This is a genomic window from Clostridium boliviensis, assembly GCF_033342255.1.
GTDB classification, from domain to species: domain Bacteria; phylum Bacillota; class Clostridia; order Lachnospirales; family Lachnospiraceae; genus Lacrimispora; species Lacrimispora boliviensis.
In genome coordinates this window covers 69,329-91,538 of the sequence record NZ_JAWONS010000124.1, presented here as the reverse complement: position 1 = coordinate 91,538, position 22,210 = coordinate 69,329, and the positions used below count along the sequence as shown (strand labels likewise).

At 39.1% G+C, this 22,210-nt stretch carries 23 protein-coding genes, 1 tRNA gene and 1 riboswitch; of the genes, 21 read left to right on the top strand and 3 right to left on the bottom strand.

Annotation, left to right across the window (positions count from 1 at the left end; translation table 11 throughout):
- On the top strand, nucleotides 1-453 hold a 453-nt coding region (locus tag RZO55_RS08830; RefSeq protein ID WP_439100036.1), incomplete at its 5' end, for a BclA C-terminal domain-containing protein.
- A 359-nt stretch (nucleotides 454-812) separates the two neighbouring features.
- Nucleotides 813-1,427: an MFS transporter gene (locus tag RZO55_RS08825; protein WP_318063909.1), complete on the top strand. Its 615-nt coding sequence runs from the start codon at nucleotides 813-815 to the stop codon at nucleotides 1,425-1,427.
- A gap of 59 nt (nucleotides 1,428-1,486) precedes the next feature.
- Here the strand turns inward: RZO55_RS08825 and RZO55_RS08820 are convergent, their stop codons facing one another.
- Together RZO55_RS08820 and RZO55_RS08815 are read right to left on the bottom strand one after the other, a co-directional pair.
- A complete protein-coding gene (locus tag RZO55_RS08820; protein ID WP_318063908.1) occupies nucleotides 1,487-3,271 on the bottom strand; it encodes a sensor histidine kinase in 1,785 nt (594 codons plus the stop codon).
- The gene (locus RZO55_RS08815) at nucleotides 3,271-4,878 is read right to left on the bottom strand and encodes a response regulator transcription factor (protein ID WP_318063907.1); all 1,608 of its coding nucleotides are present in this window, start codon (nucleotides 4,876-4,878) and stop codon (nucleotides 3,271-3,273) included. Before RZO55_RS08815 ends, RZO55_RS08820 begins: the two co-directional genes overlap by 1 nt.
- Nucleotides 4,879-5,108: 230 nt before the next feature.
- On the opposite strand from RZO55_RS08815, the gene RZO55_RS08810 reads away from it, so the two are divergent.
- From RZO55_RS08810 to RZO55_RS08795, 4 genes are all read left to right on the top strand, one after another.
- Nucleotides 5,109-6,545: an ABC transporter substrate-binding protein gene (locus RZO55_RS08810; protein ID WP_318063906.1), complete on the top strand. Its 1,437-nt coding sequence runs from the start codon at nucleotides 5,109-5,111 to the stop codon at nucleotides 6,543-6,545.
- Between the two features lie 112 nt (nucleotides 6,546-6,657).
- Nucleotides 6,658-7,587 carry a carbohydrate ABC transporter permease gene (locus tag RZO55_RS08805; protein WP_318063905.1) on the top strand — a complete coding sequence of 310 codons (930 nt, stop codon included), beginning with the start codon at nucleotides 6,658-6,660 and terminating at the stop codon, nucleotides 7,585-7,587.
- Between the two features lie 14 nt (nucleotides 7,588-7,601).
- A complete protein-coding gene (locus RZO55_RS08800) occupies nucleotides 7,602-8,477 on the top strand; it encodes a carbohydrate ABC transporter permease (protein ID WP_318063904.1) in 876 nt (291 codons plus the stop codon).
- Nucleotides 8,478-8,563: 86 nt separating this feature from the next.
- Complete coding sequence (locus RZO55_RS08795; protein WP_318063903.1) at nucleotides 8,564-9,535, top strand: DUF4846 domain-containing protein; 972 nt, start codon at nucleotides 8,564-8,566, stop codon at nucleotides 9,533-9,535.
- A gap of 52 nt (nucleotides 9,536-9,587) precedes the next feature.
- On the opposite strand, the gene RZO55_RS08790 is transcribed toward RZO55_RS08795, so the two are convergent.
- Nucleotides 9,588-10,256, bottom strand: coding sequence for an ECF transporter S component (locus RZO55_RS08790; RefSeq protein WP_318063902.1), 669 nt, complete (start codon nucleotides 10,254-10,256; stop codon nucleotides 9,588-9,590).
- A gap of 83 nt (nucleotides 10,257-10,339) precedes the next feature.
- A riboswitch (FMN riboswitch) is annotated at nucleotides 10,340-10,456 on the bottom strand.
- 211 nt (nucleotides 10,457-10,667) lie between these two features.
- Between RZO55_RS08790 and RZO55_RS08785 the strand changes: the two genes are divergently transcribed.
- The 15 genes from RZO55_RS08785 to RZO55_RS08720 all read left to right on the top strand — a co-directional run bounded on the left by RZO55_RS08785 (nucleotide 10,668) and on the right by RZO55_RS08720 (nucleotide 22,201).
- Nucleotides 10,668-10,740: transfer RNA gene (locus RZO55_RS08785), tRNA-Ala, on the top strand.
- A 642-nt stretch (nucleotides 10,741-11,382) separates the two neighbouring features.
- Nucleotides 11,383-11,709, top strand: a complete 327-nt coding sequence (locus RZO55_RS25875; protein ID WP_369293202.1) for a GrpB family protein — start codon at nucleotides 11,383-11,385, stop codon at nucleotides 11,707-11,709.
- 99 nt (nucleotides 11,710-11,808) lie between these two features.
- A complete protein-coding gene (locus tag RZO55_RS08780) occupies nucleotides 11,809-11,961 on the top strand; it encodes a hypothetical protein (RefSeq protein ID WP_318063901.1) in 153 nt (50 codons plus the stop codon).
- 11 nt (nucleotides 11,962-11,972) lie between these two features.
- Nucleotides 11,973-12,338, top strand: coding sequence for a DDE-type integrase/transposase/recombinase (locus RZO55_RS08775; protein WP_439100035.1), 366 nt, complete (start codon nucleotides 11,973-11,975; stop codon nucleotides 12,336-12,338).
- A 520-nt stretch (nucleotides 12,339-12,858) separates the two neighbouring features.
- Nucleotides 12,859-14,340: a group II intron reverse transcriptase/maturase gene (ltrA, locus tag RZO55_RS08770; protein WP_318063900.1), complete on the top strand. Its 1,482-nt coding sequence runs from the start codon at nucleotides 12,859-12,861 to the stop codon at nucleotides 14,338-14,340.
- Between the two features lie 25 nt (nucleotides 14,341-14,365).
- The gene (locus tag RZO55_RS26030; RefSeq protein ID WP_439100034.1) at nucleotides 14,366-14,698 is read left to right on the top strand and encodes an integrase core domain-containing protein; all 333 of its coding nucleotides are present in this window, start codon (nucleotides 14,366-14,368) and stop codon (nucleotides 14,696-14,698) included.
- Between the two features lie 223 nt (nucleotides 14,699-14,921).
- On the top strand, nucleotides 14,922-15,056 hold the full coding sequence (locus RZO55_RS08760; RefSeq protein ID WP_318063899.1) for a hypothetical protein: 135 nt from the start codon (nucleotides 14,922-14,924) through the stop codon (nucleotides 15,054-15,056).
- A gap of 152 nt (nucleotides 15,057-15,208) precedes the next feature.
- On the top strand, nucleotides 15,209-15,772 hold the full coding sequence (locus RZO55_RS08755) for a YdeI/OmpD-associated family protein (RefSeq protein WP_318063898.1): 564 nt from the start codon (nucleotides 15,209-15,211) through the stop codon (nucleotides 15,770-15,772).
- 146 nt (nucleotides 15,773-15,918) lie between these two features.
- Nucleotides 15,919-16,626 (top strand): DUF6518 family protein, encoded by a 708-nt coding sequence (locus RZO55_RS08750; protein WP_318063897.1) that lies wholly within the window; start codon nucleotides 15,919-15,921, stop codon nucleotides 16,624-16,626.
- 801 nt (nucleotides 16,627-17,427) lie between these two features.
- On the top strand, nucleotides 17,428-17,967 hold the full coding sequence (locus tag RZO55_RS08745) for a hypothetical protein (RefSeq protein ID WP_318063896.1): 540 nt from the start codon (nucleotides 17,428-17,430) through the stop codon (nucleotides 17,965-17,967).
- Complete coding sequence (locus RZO55_RS08740; RefSeq protein WP_318063895.1) at nucleotides 17,954-19,345, top strand: contractile injection system protein, VgrG/Pvc8 family; 1,392 nt, start codon at nucleotides 17,954-17,956, stop codon at nucleotides 19,343-19,345. The genes RZO55_RS08745 and RZO55_RS08740 overlap by 14 nt, the downstream gene beginning before the upstream one ends.
- Nucleotides 19,346-19,390: 45 nt before the next feature.
- The gene (locus RZO55_RS08735) at nucleotides 19,391-19,939 is read left to right on the top strand and encodes a hypothetical protein (protein ID WP_318063894.1); all 549 of its coding nucleotides are present in this window, start codon (nucleotides 19,391-19,393) and stop codon (nucleotides 19,937-19,939) included.
- Between the two features lie 6 nt (nucleotides 19,940-19,945).
- Nucleotides 19,946-20,467 (top strand): hypothetical protein, encoded by a 522-nt coding sequence (locus RZO55_RS08730; RefSeq protein ID WP_318063893.1) that lies wholly within the window; start codon nucleotides 19,946-19,948, stop codon nucleotides 20,465-20,467.
- A 10-nt stretch (nucleotides 20,468-20,477) separates the two neighbouring features.
- Nucleotides 20,478-21,995 (top strand): contractile injection system protein, VgrG/Pvc8 family, encoded by a 1,518-nt coding sequence (locus RZO55_RS08725; protein ID WP_318063892.1) that lies wholly within the window; start codon nucleotides 20,478-20,480, stop codon nucleotides 21,993-21,995.
- 20 nt (nucleotides 21,996-22,015) lie between these two features.
- Nucleotides 22,016-22,201, top strand: coding sequence for a hypothetical protein (locus RZO55_RS08720; protein WP_318063891.1), 186 nt, complete (start codon nucleotides 22,016-22,018; stop codon nucleotides 22,199-22,201).
- The last annotated feature ends 9 nt before the right edge of the window (nucleotides 22,202-22,210 follow it).

Genomic DNA, 22,210 nt, shown 5'->3' with positions numbered 1-22,210 from the left:
CTCACGGGTCCAACAGGAGACACCGGTCCCACAGGAGCAACCGGAACGACCGTAACGAGTGACAGTATGTCAGCAGCCAATACAACCGCAGCAGTCATAGCAGTTGTATTAGGAGGAACCGATATACCACTGCCGGATAACCAGAATTTAAATACGTTTACTGTAGATGGAACCAATACTATATTTACTGTACCATCATCAGGCGAATACCTGGTTAGCTATGCTGTCACAACAACAACAGCATTACTGGTATCCTCACAAATCACACAAAACGGAGCACCCATAGCAGCATCTGTTATTACACCGACTGTTGCTGCAGATAACCTGGAGACAACATTTATTGTACCGTTAACTGCAGGCGATACAATTTCCCTGCAATTATTTGGTCTGCTGGGAGCAGCGACTCTTCTGGGCGGTGCAAGCACGTATATGACACTTGTAAGAGTAATCTGATTTTGATTTAATTCTCCAAAATGCTCCCGTCCCTTTATCTAAGTGGGATGGGGGCATTAGAATGTGCAGCATATTTGTTATTTTCTATGCTTCTCAAACAATATATCACATGTTACAATAATAAATGAACCAATTACTGAAAACTGGTATGAGGGAATAAAATTATGGGAAACCAATCAATTGATTTGAGCGTTTTTCTCTGTACAAGGTCTGATGAATGGACGAGGCTTGTACAGAGCAGTATCATTTAATTAATCTCGTCCTCATTGGATTTTGTACTTATAGGTAATTAACGCTGGGTCAGGCGGTATCTCAGCTGGGCAGCTCTATGACTTCATTTGCTTTGACAATATGGGCTTATGAACAGTCTAAATCAGCAATGGCAGTATCATTATAAGAATATCCTTTCTCCTATGATTTTAGCAAGAAGCGGAGGAGATACAGGAACTTTTGGGTTGGTGAACAGTATGCTGGGCGCAGGCGGGATTGCGGGTGGAATTGCTGTTGCGGCAGGCAAAAGAACAAAAAATCCCAGAAAGATGATTTATATCTCGGCAGGAATTTCATTTTTGCTCGGTGATCTGCTGATGGGAGCAGGAAGAAATGTTTTCGCCTGGTCTGCAGCAGGTATCTTTGCAAGCTTCCCCATTCCTTTTGTCATGGCGGGTCAGAGTATATTACTGTACCGGATTGTTCCGGAGAACATTCAGGGAAGAATTTTTGCAATTCGCAATGGAATCCAGAATTCCACTATTCCCATCGGTCTTTTGCTTGGCGGATATCTGGCTGACTCTGTTTTTGAACCATTTATGGTATCTCATCACGCAGCAGCTGTTTTTTTACAAAGCATTGTGGGAAGAGGACCTGGAAGCGGAATGGCAGTCATGTTTCTGTGTACCGGCATGCTGGGGGCTTTATCCTCAATGCTTGGGTATAGGAATCGGTCTGTCAGGAACCTGACCGGTCCAGCTTAAGTTTAATCCATTACAAACCAAAACCGGATCAGTATGGAAAAACCACACTGACCCGGTTTCTATATATCTTTAGAAAGTTCAATAATAACACTGTTCTTTAAATAAGGGATGCTTATAAATGATATATGAAAAGAATCCCCATAGCACGCTTTTAATCTCTTTTGTATATTGGACAGTCCAAAGTGCTTTTGAGACTCTGGAGAGTTTTCCGTAATGCAGGCATTTGCCACTTCAATATCAATTCCCTTACCATTGTCGGTTACTTCTATTCTGATCTGGTTATTTTCCGTTGATGATATCACAATATCAATCCTGGGCGGTACAGGCTCAAAACCGCTTATGAAACCTTCAAAGCCGTGACGTATGCAGTTTTCTGCAAGCGGCTGCAGAAGAATTTTCATGATTTTGCAGTCTTTTAACTGGGGATCAATCTTTGTTTCCATCAAAATCCCATCAGAAGAATGACGGTTCATGATTTCCATGTACGAGGTCACGTGTTCTATTTCTTTTTCTACAGAAATCAGTGTTTTACCAAAACTCAGTGTAGTCCTTAAATATTTCCCCAGACTTTCAAGCATCCCCTCGGCGGTTTCCGAATGACCATTTAATATCTGAAAATGAATGCATTCCAGTGTATTATATAGAAAATGAGGATTGATCTGCTCCGACATCATCTGTATTTCTGCCATTGCCTTTTTTTGTTCCTCATCCTTAATCTGTATAAGCTGCAGATGAATGGTATCGTACATCTGGTTTAACTGGACTCCTAAAAGACTGATTTCGTCTGTATGATTAAATTCCCTCCGCTTTGTATAGGTTTTGTCGTTGATGCTTCGGATTATAGTTCCAAGCACCCTTAAATTTCTGGTAAGAAGACCGGACAGAGCCAGGCTGAGTAAAACAGCTGCGAGGAAACAGGCAATCCACACCAGAATAAAAAAAGAGCGAAGTTCCTTTATATCTCCGGTAAGAGCTGATTTTTTTGTCATGTGGACTACATTTAAATTACAAAATTTAATGCGGTCCATAGTCAGGAACAGATCTTCATTTTCCGTTTTCACCGTTCCCTCCTGCCCAGGAGAGCCATCTGCAATCCACTTGCAGATCTGGGGAAGAAATGCATCCGGATAATCTTTTTTGATAATATCCAAAGGCTGTCCGTTCTCATCTGCCAGGTACATGCAGTAAGTGTAACGGTTGGACATCCGCTTGAAATAATCCCGGATCTGATCGGTATCAATCAGCAGAATGAACCGCACTTTCCGGCAGTTGGGGATATCCTGATAAGCCAGATGCTTTGAAGAAAGAATGCTGGATACCGGGTAAGAAATAGGAATAACCCCTTCTTTGCCGAACACGCTGCTATACCGGGAAGGCAGAACCGTGATACGGGGATAGTGCCAGATATCCTCAGGGAGAAGCTGGTCAAAGTGTCTGCTGATTCCAAGGGAAGAAGGGCTGAACATAATATGATCATCCCCGCAGACCAGTACACTGTTTACAAGATCATGATTTTGAAGGAATGAATCTGTAACGGCTGTAGCTGAGGTGAAATACCTGGCATATCCAGTAAATTTATAGTTGTTGATGTCTGCAATCATCTGGGGAAATGGGTCTTTTACCAGCAGATGATTAGTAGCCGCTGAGAGTGAATTAAACTGGGAGGAAAGGGAATCTCCCGCCATATTCACAGAACTGCCGGCTCTTCTTAGGACTTCATTGGTATTGCGATGGTAAAAATAGGAATAGGACAGCTGACCGATCAGAAAAAGGGCAGCTGATGTGATGAAAATCATTCCGGTCACAAGCTGATAACGAAATTTTAGATTTGCGAACCATTTCATTATGAACTGCTCCTTTCGCCGGCAGCAAACTGTTTCTGGTATTCAGAGGGGGTGAGCCCGGTCCTTGCTTTAAAGGCCCGGCTGAAGGAACGGTAATCTTCATAACCAAGTGACAGTGAGACTTCCCCCGAGGTATGTTCCTGAAACTTCAGCTGCTCCTGCGCATAGTTAATTTTTAAATCCAGGGTATAGTCACGAAAATTCAGCTGTGTTTTATTTTTAAAATAAGTGCTGAAATAGCTTTTACTAAGCCCCAGATAGCTGCATACATCTTCGGTCCGGGGATTCTTTAAAAGGTTTTTATTAATATAATCAAGTGCTTTCTGAATCAGTGGATCATTCTTAGCTGCCTGACTGACCGCAAGCTCTTCTGCAAATCCGGAAAGGATCTTTACCATAAAGCTCTTAATGTCTTCCAGAGAGTTTAAACTCTGTAATGCAGCAAAGGAATTGCCGGTATAGCTTTTAGGAGGTCCTTCTAAGTAACGGGACAACTGGCTCTGCAATGTGATAATTACATAATTACACATGCTGTACAGATAAGATGGCGGAGGAAGAACAGATGCGGTCAGCTTATCTAAATAAAGTTGAAAGCAGGTCTGTATGCCTTCCCTGTCATCCTTTAAGACAGCTTCCAGAAGATCATCTCCAGGCATGATCACGGAAGGCTGCCGGGGATCCAGAACGGAAGAATCCAGGACCGGACCAGTTTCAGGATAGATATGCCAGGTGATAATCTGCCTGGATTCCTGGAAAGAGGCAGCAATGGAGCAGAGAGAAGAAACAGGTTTTCCGATGGCGGCAGTAACACAGGCGGGTCCATCTGTATTGGTTATCTGAATGTGATGTTCCAGCATCTCCCGCAGTGTGGACCATTGGTCTGACTGAAACGGCAGGTTCACTACGAACACAAGACCGGCAGGAGGATAATCGGAAATCAGTGCAGGCAGACCATTTAATTCTTCCTCCAGAGCCTCCCGCAGGGGAACAAGGGTATTGGACAGTTCAGTAGTCTCTTCCGTATACTGAAATGTAGAAAACGCCTGGATTAAAACAGCGCAGCTTTCCTTATCCTGTATGGGCAGATTGTAATCCTGTATTACTTTCTGAAGTTCCGCAGCAGAGAGTTCTCCCCGCAGAAGCTGGGGGATTAAGTTCTGCTTTCGAAGGGAAACCTGTGCTTTGCGCAGCTTTCTCAGTGTAGAAAGCTGGTCGCTGTGATAATCACGTTTACTTAAGATATCTTCTTTTAAATTCTGGATCAGTTCGGTCAGGTCCTTTATGGAAATGGGCTTCAGCAAATATTCCCGTACTCCGTACCGGATCGCAGTTCTTGCATATTCAAATTCGTCATAACCGGTTAATATAACAAAAGAACAGTCAAACTGTTCTTCTCTGGCACGCCGTACCAGCTCAAGGCCGCTCATTCCCGGCATCTGAATATCGGTAATAACAATGTCCGGCTCATAATAGCGGATTTTATCTAAAGCTTCCGCACCATTGGCAGCGGTACCAATCAAAGTGATAGAATAATCTTCCCAGGGTATAATGGAACGAAGCCCGGAACGGATCTCCGCTTCATCGTCTACAATCAGTAATGTAATCATGGATATTGGGCTCATAACGGTATCCTTTCCTTAGTTAGTATTGAGAAGCAAGCCAATTATAGCATTGTGCATAATGAAAATCAAGGCGAATGGACTGCGATAAAATATTTCGAAAAAAATGTTACATTCATAGTAGAAAAAGTGGTGTTTGGATTAGATAAAATGTTTTATTATATAAGCACATCACCAACAAGAAGGTAAAAGCAAACAAAATGAAGGGAGCAGAAACTATGAGAAAAACAAGACGACTTGCAGCAATGGGGATGGCATGTATGATGGCAGCATCGGCATTATCCGGATGTGGGGCAAAAAGTGCAGAGCAAAGCACTGCGGCAGCAGGAGGCGAAGAGAAGACAACCGCTTCAGGGGGAGAAACAAAAAAAGATTCAGCTTCATCAGATAAGGTAAAAATCACTATCTGGACAGATAACCGTCATGATCTGGAGTACATGAACAAGGTGGTGGATGAGTTCAATAAAACCAACGACCATATTGTGCTTGATTATGTTGTTCAGACAGAGAATTATGAAAATTTACTTTCTATGGCAGCAAATTCCGGACAGTCACCGGATATCTTCTCTCAGATTAGCGGTGATGATTTCAAGAACTTTGCAGATAACGGAATCATTCAGCCAATCAATGATTATCTGACTGATGAATTTAAAAAAGTAAACGAAGTGGATGAGAACTTATACGAAGGCTGCAATGTAATCGGAGATAAAATATACTGGGTGCCAGGCGGAAAAAGAAGCGGTTCCAGACTGATTTATAACAAAGATATCTTTGATAAACTGGGACTTGAAGTTCCGAATAAAGTAAGTGACCTTCCGGAGTTAGCAAAGAAGATCGCAGAGGCAGGAGCCGGAGATTATTACGGAATTATTTTTCCGGGAGCCAGCGGTCCTTTTGAAAGATGGTTAGAGCATTCCGCAGAAATGAGCGGAGTAACACTGTATAATTATAAAGAAGGAAAATTCGACTTTACCGGATTCAAGCCATACCTTGAAACTGTACGTAAGATGTTTGAAGACGGAAGCGTATTCCCTGGTTCTGCTTCCATGAAAATCGATCCGGCACGTGTGCAGTTCGCAGAAGGACATGCAGCAATTCATGGCAATGCATCTCAGGAAGCAACCGTGTTTACCGAGCAGTTCCCAGCTAAAATTCAGTGGGGCGTTGCACAGCTTCCAACACTGGATGGCGAAATTAAAGGTGCGGAAGCATGTTCTCCAAATACCGGCTGGATGATGAGTGCATTAACAGAGCACCCGAAGGAAGCCTGGGAAGTTATCGAGTACTTTGGTTCAGAAAGTGTATTAAAGGGCTATTTAGAAGGTGGTTATTCCCTGCCAATCTCCAAATATATGGAAGACAAGATTGATAAGAGCAAAGTCGGAAGAATGGCTGATTTTGCAGGCGCTGATTATGAAGCAGTATACCCGGTTGTTCCATCTGTAACTCCTGACGGAGAAAATTACAGAGATGCGCTCTGGAATGCATGTCTGCCGGAAGGACCTTCCATTGACGACACCATTGCAAAGTTAAATCAGACCTACAACGATGCTCTGGAGAAAGAAGTGAAAATGGGCAAGACAAAACGTGTGGTTATAAAGGATTATGATCCTCTTCATCCAGGCGCAGGCACAGTGGAATATCTGGATAAGTAAAATGGTATTACGGCTGCTGCAAACAGAACTGTTGTCTTGCAGCAGCTTTTCTTTCACCGGGTGAGCAGGAGTGGGGCAAATGATTATAGATTAATAATAAGGAGTGAAGGAAATGAATTCAAACGATTCTTTTGGACATCGGTTAAAAAAGAGCTGGGATCATGGAGATATTCCCATGTGGCTGATGCTGGTTCCCACCATCTTTTTTATCCTGGTAATGTCGGTGTATCCATTTACATGGCTGATCCGGTATGTTTTTTATGATTACAATGGTTTTAAAGCATATTTTGTAGGATTTGAAAACTTCAAACGTATGGCTGGAGATGGGATATACTGGAAAAGCGTTCTTCACACCTTCGAATATGCCATATTAAAGCTTCTGTTTCTGTTACCTCTGTCATTGGTGACTGCGGTAATGTTGCAGAAAAGACGGTTTGGAAGCGGCCTGATCCAGGGTATTTACTTTCTTCCCACGGTCATCAGTTCCGCGGTATACAGTCTGATCTGGTATTTTATCTTTGCTACTTATAATGGTGTTTTAAATGCATTTCTTCAGGTCATCGGAGTCATAAATCAGCCAATAGACTGGCTGGGAAGCAGCAAGACAGCCATGGCGGCAGTTGTCATTGTGGCAGTCTGGGGTGGTTTTGGAAATTACATGATTCTTCTGATTTCCGGATTGGCAGGAATCCCCTCCGATGTTTATGAAAGTGCACAGATAGACGGTGCAAACGGCATTCAGACTTTCTTCAAGATAACCCTTCCCATGCTGGGTCCTGTGTTGAAAGTTGTAATAATGCTGGCAATCACCACCGCATTTAAAGATTACGAGTCCATCCTGGTATTGACGGCAGGCGGTCCCAACAACCGGACCCATGTTATGTTCTCCTATATTTTCCAGATGGTATTTGGTACCTCAAGAGCAGCGACCCAGCTTCAGATCGGATATGGCTCCGTCCTCAGCATTATTTCAGCACTTATTGTGGGATTAATTACGATTGTATATTTAAAGATCAGCAGAAAAATGGATGAGATTTCATAGGAGGTAGAAAAATAATGGCAAAAGAAACAAAAGGGCATTCTGTAGAATCCCGTAAAACCAAATTAATAAATGCAGCTATTTTTCTTCTTCTTGCAACGCTGGCATTTTTTACTGTTTACCCGGTAATATATATCTTATTTGGTTCCTTTAAAACAAACAATGAGCTGGTTCGGGGCGGCGTAAATCTGCTTCCCCAGAAGTTTGTTCTGGATAACTATATTCAGGCATGGGAAATGGCAAATTTCTCCAGATATACCTTAAACAGTCTGATCATCAGCTTTGGAGTCATGGCGGTTTCCCTCACTGTGAGCAGTATGGCAGGCTATGTATTCTCCAGAAAAGAGTTCCGTTTTAAAAGTTTGATCTATAACTCCATGGTAATGTTCATGTTCATAAATGTGGGAAGCGTGGCGCTTCGACCTCTGTTTGAGCTGGCTGTAAAAATGCATATGAACCGTTCGCTGATCTCCATCATACTGATTTCGGCAGGAGGCGGTCAGGCTACATATGTATTCCTGATCCATGGCTTTATGAACAGCATCCCAAAGGAGATGGATGAAGCAGCAAAGATAGACGGCTGCAGCTTTTTCGGAATCTACAGCAAAGTCATTCTTCCCGTGCTAAAACCCGCTTTGGCAAGTGTTGCCCTGTTATCCTTCCGCGGCGGCTGGAACGAATACATTCTTCCATTAATCTTTACCATGACCAATGAGAAGCTTCGTCCGCTGACTGTAGGAGTTGTAGCACTCCAGAATGCAGGAGACGGGGCAGCAGCCTGGAATATTCTGTTTGCAGGCTCTGCCATTGCCATTGTCCCCATTATCATTGTATACATTGCGGCAAGTAAGCAGTTTATGGGTGGAATGACAGCAGGAGCAGTAAAGGGTTGAGATTCCTTCTGGTAAACAAAAACAGACTATGCTACAATGTTAAAAAAGAGTCTGGGAAACATTACCAGTAAGCAGGGGGTCTTATTATGAAGCGAACCATCAGTTTTTTTATAGCAGGGGCGATACTTTGTATATCAGCTGTCTGGGTACAGTCAGGTCATACCGGAATTGTTTTAAACGAGCAGCCGGTTGCTCTTGCTCCTGCACCACAGCCGGACATTTCCATCGTCTCGCTGGATGATGGCTCAAAAGAGAGTTCCTCGGCTGAAAAAGATTCCGCTGGTGGTAAGGCTGCCCTTATGGATCCCGACGGTTCAATACTGGAGAACCGTTTCCTGCTTCCTGCCGGTTACAAAAGGCTGGAGAAACCCGCCGGAAGCTTACAGGGGTATTTAAGACAGTATCCCATGAAGCCGGACAAAAGTCCCGTTCTTTTATATAACGGTAAGGAAAAAGAACGCCAGGATGTCCACGCTGCCGTATTTGCCATGCCACTGGTGGCGGGAGATTTACAGCAATGTGCGGACAGCGTCATACGGATGTACGGAGAATATTTGTGGTCTGTGAGAGCCTATGATGCGATAGCATTTCACTTAACCAACGGTTTTTTAATGGATTATCCCTCATGGAGGGCAGGAAAGCGCCTTTTGGTGGATAACAATCATGTATCATGGGTGAAGAAGGCTGCTTATGACGATAGTAATGAAAGCTTTTTGAAATATTTACGGCAGGTCATGGTATATGCAGGGACACTTTCTTTGGAAAAAGAGTGTACGGCCGTTGATTTAAGCCAGGTACTGGCAGGTGATTTATTGATTCGGGGAGGAAGTCCCGGCCATTGTATTATGGTAGTCGACGTGGCAGAAGATGAGTTCGGGAACCGCTGCTTTTTGCTGGCCCAGGGATATATGCCTGCGCAGGAGTTTCACGTACTGAACAACCCTCTTCATGATGCAGATCCCTGGTATTACAGCAATGAGATTAAGGATACTGTTGCGACACCGGAGTATTCATTTCCCATTGACAGTATTAAACGGTGGAAAGAATTTAGCAGATAATGAAAAATAAAAGGTCCTGCCCCTTGGGGTGGACCTTTTGGAATTCATAGCTTTACATTGCGCCTCTCATTACCATAACAGCCATAACGCAGGTAATTAAAACGACCGCAGCAACAAGGGTGGTTCCCATTTTAAACATACGCTTCTTTTCTGAAGCAGTATCAGTAAAGCTTATCAGATTGGATTTTCTGAGAGTAGTAACCAGCGGTTTATAAATCAGCAATGTAAGTGCTGTATTAATTCCGCCTTTCAGCAGATTAAAAGGGACAAATGCAGGAAGCAGAAGCTCAGCTACCGCCTCTCTGGGATATCCCATGTAAATCGGAGTGATAAAATAGTTCCACAGTACCATAATCAGTGTCATAAGAAGAGTACCGGCAACCATACCAATAAAGGCACCCTTCATGGAGTGGTGTTTCTTATAAAGGTAGGCAGCAGGACAGACAAAGGCCACGGTTGATAGGATGTTCATAATAAGTCCGATGATTCCAGTGCTGCTGATTGTAATCATTTCAATGAAAGAGACAATGATGGAGATCAGAGCTGCGGACATGGGACCAAATAGAAAGCCACCGGTCATGATAATCACATCTTTGGGTTCATATTCCAAAAACGGAACGATAGGGATTAGCGGGATCCGGATTGCCACCACGGCTACGAATGCCAATGCACACAGCATTGCCATTACTGTTAGTTTGTTTGCTTTTCTGCTCATATTCATGATACAGACCTCCTGAAAAATAAGTAACACCTGAAAGAGTGTCTTTCAGGTGTTAAAAATAGACAGGTGTATTATCATATTTAACACATCTTCTTTCATCCAGACTTTACTGTCGGTATTGGAATCAAACCAATTCTGCGCTCTGAGCGCTCGCGGACTTTACCGCCGGTCGGGAATTTCACCCTGCCCTGAAGACATCTGTATGCAGTTGTTCTGAATGTATTATAACATTTTTTTTATTAAATGCAATATCTAGTTGCAAATTTTTTTACTCTTTGCTATAATAGCCGTCATGGGGGTATAGCTCAGCTGGGAGCGCGAGATGTCCGGTAAACGACCCCTTGAAGAAGAAGTAGATTTAAAAAAGTAAAATGCTGGAAACCCAGATAAATAAAGGGTTTTCGACCATATGGGGGTATAGCTCAGCTGGGAGAGCGCTTGAATGGCATTCAAGAGGTCATGGGTTCGAATCCCACTATCTCCACTTAAACAATAAGCCACAGGCATCTAAGCCTGTGGCTTAAATTATAACTTTATAGAGACGGGACACTTGATGAATCAAGGGCATAAAAGGTACGTTTTCAGTTTTGAAAATGTGCCTTTTTTGTCCTTGAACTAATGATTTCATTTAAGGCACCGGTAGATATGTTTTCTTATACGACGCATGTTGAAGCGGTGATAATGATGACGTATTGTGGTTTGGATAAGAAAAATAGAGGTTAGACCCCAAGATGTTGTGGTTTTTGAGCAAAAAATGAGCAAAAAAAAGGGGCTGAAAAATGCGATTTTTAGCCTCGTTTTTTGGGCTCTTCCACGGATGACACAGGATAGCTAAAGGCAAAATCTTTCCAAAGTGCTTTTAGAGATAGGGAAAAGGGGGGGATATACCTCTGCAAGGTGAACGCATAAATGGCGTTCAAGAGCTCTACTCTCGCTTAAATTTTATGCAACAGATATGACTGCTTGTGGTTATAATTTTCACTTAAGAAGGGACATTTGGTAAATCAGGGACAGAAGTTGAAAGGCATTTTTTCAGTGATGGGAATTTGCAATATTCTTTTTGCCGTTTTTATGGCTTATAGTGTATTATTGAAAATATGAAAAGGTGAAAATTTGACATCATAATCTGCAAATATTTGTAACACTGAAGAAAAACGGATATGAGTATTTTGGTGAAGTTGCAACTGGAGAACATCATCTTTTTATTTTACGAGGTGAGGGTGAGGTCTCTTTACAACATATACATTGTTATGATGAACTAACCATTGAGCAATATTTTGATCAAATAAAGTTTAGAAATTTTATCTGTTTACATCCGAAATACGCAAATGAATATGAATTATTAAAACAAGAACTTTTCGCAATGTATTCCAATGACAGGAAAAAATACACGGAGGGTAAGCAATTGTTTTTTGATAAAATAAAGCAACTCGCTGATGAAAACAGTAATTAATAATATTAGCTGTTTTTTAAGTACTGTCTGTGGGCTTGATTTTTGTAGTATGGCTCATACAGCAGTATCATTAGAGATAGGGTATAATTATCAGTTAGATTGAAAGCAGCAATGCAACCGGATGAACTTAAGGAATTAGAAGTAGCAACAGGCGCTAAGAAAGAGGATATTTATTATGTTAATATTTTATGGGGATACAGATATATAAAGGGATTTAGTGAATTTAAGTTCATCTGCGATTACTCTGAGTAAAGGTGAGTAACATGGATTACATCAATGTTGAAAAACTGATACTTGCAATTGTTGTAAAGAAGTTCCGCTATCATTCAGAGAAAACAACTCCTGATGAAAGGGAAAACATCTTGGATAGGGACTTTAGTACAACTGGCATTAATCAAAAATGGGTTGCAGACATAACTTATATCCACACAATGAAAGATGGCTGGACTTATCTAGCATCAGTCATGGATCTTCACAGTAGGAAAATCATTGGTTACGCCTATGATACTTCCATGACAGCTGAACTAGCTGTAAAGTCAATAGAAAATGCATGCTTAAACGTCAAGCTGACAAAAGATATAATTCTTCATAGTGATATGGGAAGCCAGGTGCGACAAGAAGTCGCTTAATATATTGCTATCATGCTACCCTATCCATTCGGGGTAACTCTATCGCGACTAGCGTGGACGGTAACGTCCGGGTTAGAAAGCTCGCGAGACAATGAGGAAGTTCTGGTAGCCTAAACCGGAACAACTACTAGAGTAAGAATGCTATGGAGAACGTAAAGTGAATCACTGTAGGAATCGTTACGCTGGAGAAAGCGAAAAGGCTGAAACGCTTTGACCAAAAGGTATGGAGCCGTGCAAAGGTCCACTGGCTAGCCAATGCGAATGGAAAATGTGCTCCCGGTTTAAAGGTGGCTTCTAAGGCATTCACAATTATATATTAGGCGGAACTTGGTAAACCCTATATGTTCCCACAATGGGGTATCTAACCGCAAGGAGCGAAAAGACATAGAGGGCAGAAGAAAGAGATAAAAAGCGAACGCTGATTTTGTAATGAAAACAGATAGAGGTTCAAACTTTGCCTTAACCTGAAAGGGTGCTGACTTATCTTATGGTAGTTTTTGGCAGGAAGGATTGTATATCTATGAATTCCAGTAATTCAACGACGGGTAAAACCGAGAAACTGAAAGACACAAAAGCACTCGCACTTCAATGGGATTCCATGAATTGGTGCAAAATTGAAAATGATGTTAATAGACTACAATTACGAATTGCTAAGGCAACAGCAGATGGCGAAAGAAATAGAGCCAAAAGATTACAGTACTTATTAACCCACTCTTTCTCAGCAAAGGTATATGCCGTGAGAAAAGTAACAACAAATCAAGGTAAGAAAACACCCGGTGTAGATAAAAAGCTATGGTCTACATCAGCATCAAAAATGAAAGCGGTACTGCAACTTACCGATAAACAATACCGGGCAAAACCACTCCGAAGAGTCTACATCGAAAAGAAGAACGGCAAGAAGAAAAGACCTCTTGGAATTCCAACAATGTATGACCGGGCAATGCAGACACTATACGCCCTTGCGCTTGAACCTATCGCTGAAACCACCGCCGATACCGTTTCCTTTGGCTTCCGTAAAGGAAGGAGCGCCAAAGATGCGGGTGAGCAAATCTTCTGCGTTTTGGCAAGAAAGTGCTCTCCGAAATGGATTATAGAAGGAGATATTAAAGGTTGTTTCGATAACATCAATCACGAATGGCTGCTTGCAAACATTCCAATGGACAAAAGAATTATGCGTCAGTTCCTTAAATCTGGTTTTATATATCAAGGGAACTTGTTCCCGACACAAACCGGCTCTCCACAGGGCGGAGCCATATCAAGCATCTATGCAAACATGACACTGGACGGTCTGGAAAAACTGATACAAGATAAATACCACCGAAATTCCAAGGGAAATATCGAAAACCACTATCGAGCAAAAACGAAGGTTAATCTAGTTCGTTATGCAGATGACTTTATAATCACTGCCGATTCGAAAGAGATTGCGGAAGAGTTAAAGCTTCTGGTGAGTAACTTCTTGCAGTCTCGTGGTCTGCAACTATCAGAAGAAAAAACTGCAATCACTCACATTGACAATGGCTTTGATTTTCTTGGTTGGACTTTTCGAAAATATAAAGAAAAGCTCATTGTAAAACCTTCGAAAGATTCTGTAAAACGAGTGGTAAGAAAACTATCCGATATTGTTCTCAAGGAAAGCAAGGCAAGCGCCCAAGCAGATATGATTCGCCGGCTAAATCTTGTTCTACGAGGCTGGACTAATTATCACAAACACACAGTTGCAAGCAAAACGTTTTCAAATGTTAACAATGCCTTATATTTACTGTTACAAAGATGGGCAAAGCACCGCCACCCTAATAAAACCAGTTGGTGGAGACTCAACAAATACTGGCATGGTAAGGGAAACAAGCCTTGGCTATTCTCTACTAAGGAAAATGAACTGATTAATCTGCGAACAATTCACATCGCCCGACACCCGAATCTTCAGATTACTAAAAATCCCTTCTTAGACCAGGGATACTACAATGACAGAAAACTAAAGATTCAAAGAATAAATGCCGCCTGAAAAGGTTAAAAACTACTTGAGCCGTATGAGCGGGAAACTCTCACGTACGGTTCTTAGACGAGGGAAGGGGAGTAATCCCTTTTCTTTAGTCGATTATATTAGTCAAAAATTTGAGGACTATCTTGATAACAAACACATGATTCATTCTTTCAGTAGAAAAGGTAATCCTTACGATAATGCCTGTATTGAGTCTTTACATTCATTATTAAAGAAGGAAGAAATAAATCGACGTAAATATTATGATTTCAATACTGCCCAAAAAGTAGTATTTGAATATATTGAATCCTGGTACAACAGAAAAAGGATTCATAGCGCAATAAATTATATGACTCCCCAGGAGGCTCATGAAGTTGCCTGAGGGGGGTGAGGCAAATGTTAAACTTTTTGTGTCTACATTATTGACACAAGTCCAAGTCATGATAGAATTAATAATTTAATAAAATTTTATGGAGCAAACAAGATATAATTATTTACCATTTACGTATATTACACGATTTTTTATTTATACTTGTAGAGACTTAATAGTTATAGTACAATAAATGAGAACGTATAATCGATAAACATGAAGACTGTTTATTGTGATGTATAGCAGGAAAGCATTTGCGCAGGCAATTGGGGAGAGCTATATTCCTCCAAAAGGAATCAATCAGACATTTGAAATTGCCCTTTGGTTGCCCTTTTTTGCCGATGTAGATCGGAATATGATCGACTATTGAAGTTGGGCGTTCAATTTCCAACTGGAGAGCCCATAACCTTTTCTTTCGGCATCCGCAACTTTTATGTTGCCGATCCGGAGGGGAACCTACTTGAGATAGGCAGTACGAGCGAAACGTAGATCGGAAATATTGTGGAAAGGGAGCAAATAAATATGGAAAATTTACTTCGTTTAACTAAAAGAGAAGAGCTGAGAAGTTGGTTGTTATTAAACTCTTCCTTAGAAAAATACTGTTGGGTAGTTATCAGCATAACTCCAAAGCCAGAAACTTTATTATATTTAGATGTTGTTGAAGAAGCAATTTGTTTTGGATGGATAGATGGAATTAAAAAAAAACATACTAATAATCAACTGCTCCAGAGAATTTCGCCTAGAAGTAAGAAAAGCTCATGGACAGAACTCAATAAACAACGAGCAATACGACTTGAAAAGTTAGGTCTTATGACTGAACATGGAAGAAATGTATTGCCTGACCTTTACGAAAAAGATTTTATTATTGATGAGGCAATTGAAAATAGACTGAGAGAAAACGAAAATACTTATAACAATTTTATGAGTTTTCCTGAGTTATATAGGAAAATCCGTCTAGATACAATTATTCAAGTCAAAAATAACCCCGAGTTATTTGAGAAAAGACTTAATAAACTTATTATCAATACAAGAAATGGTAAAATGTATGGAGCATGGAATGATCATGGTCGACTTATTGATTATTAAAGAATGATAATTAAAAATTAAAGATTAAAACTATCAATGTAAAGTTTTAGGTAAGGTGGAGATAGTTCAAACTAAGGGCGATAGATATTAAGACGTAAAAATATTACGTGTATGGGCTCTTCAAAGTTGAGTCAAAAACATAAACGATGAGGAGCTCCATATTTGATATTGTTAATGATATAATTTACATTACAAAATATAGGGACACAAGCATAAATAAAATTATAAGGGGTGATACCATGCATTTAAACACAAAAAACATTTTTAAAGGAATATATGCCTTCTTAATTGGACTGTTAATAGGTATATTGACGGTTATTGGACAGAAATATCTTCCTGGGTCACTAAACTCATTAGCGAACTCAGGTGCAATTTGGTTAATACCAGCCTTCTTCATGGCTTCGACTGCAGAAAAAAAGTTCACTGCAATTATACTATGTGCTGAAACACTGATTGTCTGCGTTATATCCTATTATTGGGTAGAATCCATTGTTAATCAGCACACTTTTGTTTTTGGAGGGTTTTACTTATATCTCTGGCTTATATGTGCAGTAATTGCCGGTGTTATTTTCGGATTTGGTGCTTATTTTTATAGACAAAAGAGTACGTATTACAATTGGGGTGCAAGCCTTCTTCCTGCAGTTTTTCTCGCTGAAGGCCTAAGCCAAATAATCCATTTGTCTGAATATATGCATATGATCCCTGCAGTAATAGGAAGGATTATATTAGGTATTGCATTGTACTTTATCATATATAGGAAGGCCTTTTGTCAACGGAAATCACTAATATCATTTTGTACGTATACAGTAATGGGAGTTGCAGGATATGAGATTCTTTTTATGTTAACAACATAAGATCAGTTGTTAGAAAATCTTCCGTAAAGGCTCGCTAAACTCCTACAGCTTCTTTTAGACACACTCAAGGCATGTTGAAGCGGTGATAATGATGACGTATTGTGGTAAAGAGAAGAAATAGATGGGTTGTACCACAATATGTAGTGGTTTTTGGACAAAAAATAAGCAAAAAATGGGGCTAAAAAATGCAATTTTTAGCCCCGTTTTTTTGGCTCTTCCACGGCTGACATAGGGGAGTTAAAGGTATAATCCTTATATATCATGTGTGATTGAAAAAGTGAATGGAGCAACACCAATGAACAGAAAAGAAAATGGAATCACAAATCTCCGCTTTACATTGCGGCCTGCCTCTTCCGATGAGACAGGTTTTTTTTATAGTATTCTATGCAAATAATAGAATAGAAACCTAATGCGTTAGTAACCTCTTCATGTTGCAAACGCAGCGTAGAGGTGAAGGAAGCATTATTTACGCCGTTTTGGCAGCGGAAGGAATTTATTATGATAGTCGTTCCTATGCAAGGCAGCAACGGTTTCTATATGAATGAGATGAGGATGAATTGAAAAAGAGTGATTTATAAAACAAATATTTCAGGATTTATACTATCTATCGGTAAATCAGTAAACCAGTAAAATTTTATAGAACGATATGCAAATTTTGGAACCTAACGTGTATAATTTTGGCACATCGGTTGAAAAGTTAGTAGAATTATGTTATAAGCAAGAAAAAGATGGTTTTTTTTCGCTTTGTAACCAAGATGATTAATGGTTCTTTATGTTAAGAATAGATTAAGGAGGGGCTAGATGATAGATGAGATAATTATGGGAATCATCAATAATGAGGATATAGAAGAAGATAATACGCAGTTAGTGAAAATAAGTTTATTTAATGAAATGATATACATGGATATGCCGGTAATGTTTACAGAAATGTCTATTGAAAGCGTAAAGGAACGTTACACAGTAGAACCAAGACCACAGATTATTTACTCGGACGAAAGCGGTAAAATTAATTTTGCTTTTAATATGTTGGAGTTAAAAATATCAGATTTACAAACATATGCATATAAAATCAGAGAGTCAATAAGAATGGTGCATCCCAACACCTTATTTTATGATGAAGATTTTATTACCGACCAGGACAATAAGTCTATTCAATGTTTTGATTTTAGAAGCTCTTCTTTAGAGGGACCAACTTATAATGTTATGTATTTGATTCAAGTGCCTGAAAAAACTTTGCTGGGTAATTTTAACTGTCCATTTGAAGTGTATACAAAATGGAGGCCCATTGTAAAACGAGTAATTAAATCAATAACAAAGGGGGAAATTTATGAAAGCATATAGAATCGAACCATTTAATTTTTTAGAAACTCATAGGCTTACTCTTAAACGTTATGTAAATTCTCATTCTGTTCTGGAAATAGAGGGAATTATTAATGAAGATTTAGAACAGGAATATATAAATTATTGTGTAAGTAATAAATATCCCCAGCTTAAGATGTATATAGCGGCTGAGAAAACGGAACAGGTATTTTTTGATGGATTTATTACTCAGTTCAATATTAAAAGAGAAGGTAGAGTATGTGTACTGAGTCTTGAAGTTAAAAGCGGTACCTATATGATGGACTTAAATGAGCATTTACGATTTTATCAGGATAGGAATCAGCCATATAAGGACATTATCGATGAAATTTGCAATACATATTCAAATTGTAATTTTATGATAAAGGATAAAAATATACAGACATTGAACAATTTTACAATTCAGTATCTTGAGACAGATTGGCAGTTTTTAAAACGGTTAGCAAGCCGATACCACTCAGTACTGATACCAGCTGACCGTGTGCCTGGCATTCATTTTTTTATGGGAATTCCCCAACTAAATATTCATGAACTAAAAGATGAAGATTATATACTGACTAATGAAATTCAGGACTGTCAAAGCAAGAAAAGTGAATTAAAACTGAACCAGGCTGATTTCATATCCTATAATATTACGAATAGAGAAATCTATTATCTTGCTGATAAAGTTATATTTAATGGAAATGAACTTTATGTATATGGTATAAGAAGCGAGCTTATGCATGGAGAATTGATCCACCATTACCTGTTAAAAACGAAAAATGCCTTTCATGTATTATGTGCAGCAAATTCTTCTATGATAGGAGCATCTTTTAATGCGGTTATTTCTGACGTTGTAAAGGACAAAGTTTTAATAGAATTAACACAGGGAGAAAACAAATTACAGGCACCGGTCATGGAATTCCCATTTTCAACCATATATTCTTCTGCAGATGGTACAGGTTGGTATTGTATGCCGGAGAAAGGGGATTCAGCCCGATTGTATATTCCATCTCAAAATGAATCTGATGCTTATGTAACTAGTGCAGTACACCAAAAATCATCTGATTCAAATGCCAGAACAAATCCTGATATAAAATCATTAAAAACCAGATATGGAAAGGAAATTTACTTTACTCCGGACCGCATTGTTATGACAAACCATAAGGGAGATCAAATTACGATACACGATAAGAAGGGTATTTCAATTGAAAGCAGTAAAAATATAACAATGAGAGCAAAAGGGGATATATCTTTAACAAGTATGGAGCAGACGTTGACTATGAATGCGGCAGATCAAATTGATATCGGTCAGGGAGGCAGCCGGCTTGTTATAGATGATGATATTGCTTTCAAAGGCGGTAAGCTGCGGATGGAGTAAATTATGGAGCAAATGCAAAAGATACAATCATCTGGGGGCAAATTAATGGAGTCAGTACTGCAGACCCGGTTAAAAGAAATACAAATTTATTATTCGAATAACAAAGAAATGATTCATACAGACTTCAAAAAATGCATTGATATGTTATATTCAGAGGCCTGCAGCCTGCAGCAAACAGAAAAAAAAGGTCCCATTCAATTTTTGAGTATTAGTTATCTGCAAAGATGTATTTTTACAAAAAAATATGAGGTAAGACTGGATCTATACGATAAGGACTTTTATTTGGATAAATGTAAGACAACACAATATTGGGATATGAATTTTTTGTTTCATTTCTTTGAACAGGACATGGAATATTTTAAGAAGCATATTGGAAAGGTGATATTTCAAATAAAGGAATATGAAGAGAAGGAATTTGCTTTATGGTACATAACACATTATTACAAAATCGCAGAATTATTTTTTCGAGACCATATAAATGACATGATACATAATGAGTTTTCTGTATCTTTAAAAAGGTGTGAGGATTTTAAAGTCGTTATTGGCGGATATATGGATGAGCAGACAGTATTACATCAATTGAGAAAGGAATGACAGGATATGAAATACTTTGTTTTCTCAGAACAGATGGAGAACAATCCGATTCCTGATATTAAAAACTGGTTTGGAAAAATAACCTCTAAGGATAATTCAGAACATTTTGATTCTGAAAGAGGCTGGATTTTACTTGAAGCAAAGTTGAAAGCTGAATCCATTTATATGGATATACTGACATTTCCATGTATATTAGTGTCAGAAAAAGTAATGAAAGTAATCTGGATGTATAGAAGGCGAATAAATGCAACGAAGGTGATTCTGCTAGATTCCGACAGTCAAAATTCCATGCTTTATTATTTGCCAGAACTGCCCAGGCATGAATATCTATGTAAGGAAAGCACTTTTGATAAAACTAAGACCAAATTATTAGAAGGAGCATTAGATAACAATAAAATTCAGGATATTCCTATATTTATTTTAGGAGAAGTCAGTAAAGCTACTCTGGTAATCCGTGAAGATGTTGTAGAAAGTCTGATCCGCAGAAATGTAAGGGGGATAAAATTACAGGAATTATCCATTATGTGAGGGGAAAATTATGATTACAAAAGACAATCTTATCATAACTGGTCTTGATTCAGTTATGGAAGTGAATGATTTTTGGTTAAGTATCATACCGAATAATCATGCAAAAGGAATCGTGCATTTGCTGTTGAAGGATGAAATTTCGAGTAACGGGTTATTTAATAGATCTATTTCTATAAAGTATCAGAAAAATGAACAGGAAATCTTGATTTTTTGTGGACTTGTAGAGAACTATACTCAAAAAAAAGAAGGCGATTTATATACGGCCAGTTTATCACTTATATCAGCAAGTATAATATTAGATGAAAAGAAACATATACGGACATTTCAAAATGGGGAACAAACCTATAAAAGTGTAATAAGAAATATATTGGAGCAGGTTCCAAAAGCAGAAGTACTTTTTTGTGTAAAAGACAGGGGGGAAACTCCTATTAAAGATCTATTGGTTCAATATCTGGAAAGTGACTGGGAGTTTTATAAAAGAATTGCCAGTCATTTAGGGGGTGTACTGATACCGGATATAAAAACCGGAGAACCTAAATTTTATTTGGGTTTTCCGGAAGGAAGCAGAGGTATTGATGAAAAATTCACATCTTATACTGTATCAATAGATAAGCGTTACTATGAAAACAGAACAGAGAAAATGCAGAAAGACTGCTTTTTATTTTATAAAGCAGAGTCGGATCAGTTTTATCATATTGGAGATGAAGTAGAAATTAATGGAAGGCAGCTTCGTGTGCTGAGCATTTTCGCAAAAATGGTCAGGGGAGAAATTGTTTTTACTTATGAATTTGGAAGGGCAGACCTATATATAAAGAAAAAAGAATATAATCATCAATTAATCGGATCATCTTTAACTGGGACAGTGATTTCTTCTGCTGAGGGAGAGGTTAAAATAGTATACGATATAAATTCAGAAGAGCAGAATATAACAAAAACATATCCATGGCTGCCAGCAATGGGAAATTTATTTTATTGCATGCCGGAGAAGGGCGAAAAGGTGGCTGTCTTATTTATGAATGATAATGAGGCGGAAGGCATAGCAACAGAGTATTTGAGAAACAATGATTTGTCAAATTGTAACGTATCATCTTCATCCGACCGATATTTTACAACAAACCATAGAAAAGAGATGAAGTTAGTTCCGGGTTCTATGAGCTTTGACAATCAAAAGGGAAATTCCCTTATATTAGAAGATGAGAAAGGGATCATACTTGATGGCGGAGATATTTTTATAGAGGCAAAAGGTGAAGTTTTATTATCTGCTGAAGGAATAAAAACTTTTTCTCCATTACAGGCAACATTCATAAAAGGAAGTTTTGGAGGCGGAAGTATTAATATTTGTAAGGATTTTAATTTATCGGGTCCGGTAAAATTCCTTGCACAGGCAAATCCGATTATGGAACAGGAACCAGATAGAGTTGACGGTATTATGGATACTGAAAAAATAGAAAAGCAGGCGTTGGGAATGATTCCTGCTGGAAAAACTGAGGATAAAACAATTAGTCAGGCATTGGGAATGATTGTATAGAGCAGAGGGGGAAGCTTAACATGGGTAAAAATGCAGATACCATTAAAATGGGAGGAAACCGACATGACTGCGGACCAAATGTTTTGAAAAAAATAAGTAAAAATGCACCGGAATTTGATCCGGGTATATTCATAAAAAAGCAGCCAGATAATCATACATTCATTGAAGGGTTTGAAGAATCTTTAAAGAGTATGAATTTTAAGTAAAGGGGTGAA